2 protein-coding genes are annotated in these 2,419 nt (G+C 60.0%); one reads left to right on the top strand and one right to left on the bottom strand.

Annotated elements, in window-relative coordinates:
• The coding region (locus tag AB4043_RS22550) for a sigma-54-dependent transcriptional regulator (RefSeq protein WP_442308157.1) at nt 1-1,231 on the bottom strand (1,231 nt) is incomplete at its 3' end.
• 402 nt (nt 1,232-1,633) lie between these two features.
• Here AB4043_RS22550 and rph point away from each other — a divergent pair.
• A complete protein-coding gene (gene rph, locus AB4043_RS22545; RefSeq protein WP_442301705.1) occupies nt 1,634-2,362 on the top strand; it encodes a ribonuclease PH in 729 nt (242 codons plus the stop codon).
• The last annotated feature ends 57 nt before the right edge of the window (nt 2,363-2,419 follow it).

Raw genomic sequence — 2,419 nt, 5'->3', positions numbered from 1 at the left:
CACTTACATGCTCGGCCGGTGGCGCCGCCGCAATGACCGAACCGCCGCGCGCTGTCTGGGCCCGGTACTCCTGTAACTGCGTTGGCAGCTCCGCCATGGTGAGGACGGGCCCGGAAGAGATAGCGCAGGCACGCTCAATCGCGTGCTCCAGCTCCCGCACATTACCTGGCCAGTCGTATTCGTGCATCACACGAAGCGCCTCGTCGGAGACGACATAGTCGACTCCATCTTCACGGCGCATGCGCTCCAGGAAGTGGGCAGCGAGCAGCGGGATATCGTCGCGGCGCTGACGCAGCGGAGGAACCCGCAGATTGACGACGTTCAGCCGGAAATACAGATCCTTGCGGAAGGTTCCCTGTTCAACCATCGCCGGCAGGTCGCGGTTGGTGGCAGCCAGGATACGGGCGTGCACGGCAACGGGCTCGGATGCACCGATCGGACGGACTTCCTTTTCCTGAAGGGCACGCAGAAGCCGGGTCTGCATGTCGAGAGGAAGGTCACCGATCTCATCCAGAAAGACTGTGCCATCGTCCGCAGCTACCAGCAAGCCATCCTTGGCCTTGTCGGCACCGGTAAAGGCGCCTTTCACGTATCCAAAGAGCTCACTCTCAATCAGGCTCGGCACCAGGGCGCCGCAGTCCACGGCAAGAAAGGGGCGGTCAGCGTGAGCGCCGCCCTCATGGACGGCGCGCGCAACCAGCTCCTTGCCGGTTCCGGTCTCACCCAAGATAAGTACCGGGTGCGACGATTGCGCCACCTTGGTGATCATGCGCGAAAGCTGCTGCATCGCGGCGGTATTGCCGATCAGCAGGCTCGACAGAGAACGAGACTCTCCGGTCCCCTCCCGCAGGCGGCGGGCTTCCAGCTCAAAGGTCCGGCGGCGCCTTGCGCGGTCCAGAACCTGCATCAGTTCTTCCAGCGCAAAAGGCTTAGTGAGGTAGTCCGAGGCGCCGTTGCGCATCGCCTCTACTGCGGAAGCGACCGTGGCAAATGCCGTCATCAGGATGACGACCAGCTCCGGATGCGCCGAGCGGGCACGTTCCAGGAGATCGAGACTGCTGCCGCCGGGCACGCGAAGGTCGAGCAGGACAATATCGATCGCCTGTTCATTAAGAATCGCTTCGCTCTCGGCGATGGTTCCCGAGGCAAAGATCTGGAAGCCGGCACTCTTACCGATTTCACAGCAGGCGTGGCGAACGGCGGAGTCATCATCGACGACTAGCAGATTCATGCCATTTGGCGGTGCAACGACAGAGCGGGCGGGCTGAGCTGTTTTCCAGCGGGGAGCAGGAGTTTGCATAGACGCTTGACCTCTCATCTCAGCCCTCCATGAGAGGAAAAAAGACGGAGGATTTGGATAGGGTTGGCGGAACAGCTCAACAAGATCGCCCGCATTGGCAGACACCTCCAGAGAGCTTGCTTATACCACGACAATATGGATATTTTCACATTCCTTGTACCAATTTGGTAAGTGATTCAAAACAAAATAAAAAAAGTGTGCAAAAGAAAGCACCGGGGCTGATATGGCCCGAATCTTTTGCAGGCTTACCCGGAAACTGTCCGGAGACGCTCCCAAAATGGTCCTGCCTGAGCTTCTCGACGGGAATCGATCAACGCTCTTTACAATCGCTGCATGGCAACTCCGTTTCTTCGTCCTGGCGATCGTAAGGCTGATCAGCTTCGTGTCACCTCCCTTACCCCCGGTTTTGTCGGCATGGCGGAGGGGTCGGTTCTGATTGAGGCCGGCTATACGCGCGTGCTGTGCAACGCCACCATCGAGAATGGTGTTCCCGGCTGGCTGCGCAACTCCGGGCGTGGATGGGTAACGGCCGAGTATGGCATGCTGCCCCGGGCGACCCTCACACGCACCCCGCGCGAGGCAGAAAGAGGCAAGATCGGCGGACGCACCCATGAGATCCAGCGTCTGATCGGACGGTCGCTGCGCTCTGTGGTCGATATGACGGCGCTCGGCGAACGGACTGTGATTCTGGACTGCGACGTCCTGCAAGCTGACGGCGGAACCAGAACGGCGGCAATCACGGGCGCGTGCGCAGCACTTGCCATGGCGCTGAACAAGCTGGTGGAGGCAGGCACACTGCCACGGAACCCCATGCGCGAACTGGTCGCGGCCACCAGCGTCGGCATCGTCGAAGGCAATGTGCTGCTCGATCTCTGCTATGAAGAGGACTCGCAGGCCGAAGTGGATATGAATGTCGTCATGACCGAAAGCGGCGGCCTGGTGGAGACTCAGGCGACAGCAGAGCGCCATCCTTATACCCGGGAACAGTTAGGTACGATGCTGGACTTTGCGGAGATCGGCATTCGGCATCTTTTTGAGCTGCAGCGGGACGCTGTCCGATAATCGCATCTTCCCGCGATTATCGAACGCTTGTTGTACAGTGGTAAGCACGAATTCGAC

The organism is Terriglobus sp. YAF25 (assembly GCF_052113305.1).
In the GTDB taxonomy this organism is placed as follows: domain Bacteria; phylum Acidobacteriota; class Terriglobia; order Terriglobales; family Acidobacteriaceae; genus Terriglobus.
This window is presented reverse-complemented; position numbering and strand designations above follow the sequence as displayed.